General features: G+C 26.6%; 1 protein-coding gene. It reads right to left on the reverse strand.

Features of this window, described 5'->3' with window-relative positions; translation table 11 throughout:
• On the reverse strand, positions 1–425 hold a 425-nt coding region (locus tag DYI42_RS24060; RefSeq protein WP_213549653.1), incomplete at both ends, for a hypothetical protein.

Consider the following 425-nt stretch of genomic DNA (forward strand, 5'->3'; position numbering starts at 1 on the left):
GTATAGTAATTATCTAACTTTTGCCAGATTTTTTCAGAGTCATATATATTCTTTAACTTCGTATAAGCATTTAAATTTTGTGCCAGTAAAAAAGATAGTATTAGCACCATGATACATTTGGTGAAGGTACCAATAAATATTGAAAACTTATATCCTTTTTTCCCTTTTAAGATTAATGGAATACTTAACTTAAAAAGAAGACTATAAGAAATCAGCCACAGCAATGTAGTAATACAAGCAAAAACAAAAAGCAACACGATAAATCTACGAATAAACATTAAGAAATCCAATTCTAAATTGGCTATATGAATGATTAATATATTAGCAATAAAGAAAATAGCGGTAAGTACTAGCCAATAAATGATTTTTATATGAATATTATGAAAAATAATGCGTGTAGTTGAAAAGCCATGTAGCTTTTGAAT

Origin of the sequence: Vannielia litorea (assembly GCF_018424695.1) — a bacterium.
Lineage (GTDB): Bacteria > Pseudomonadota > Alphaproteobacteria > Rhodobacterales > Rhodobacteraceae > Vannielia > Vannielia litorea_A.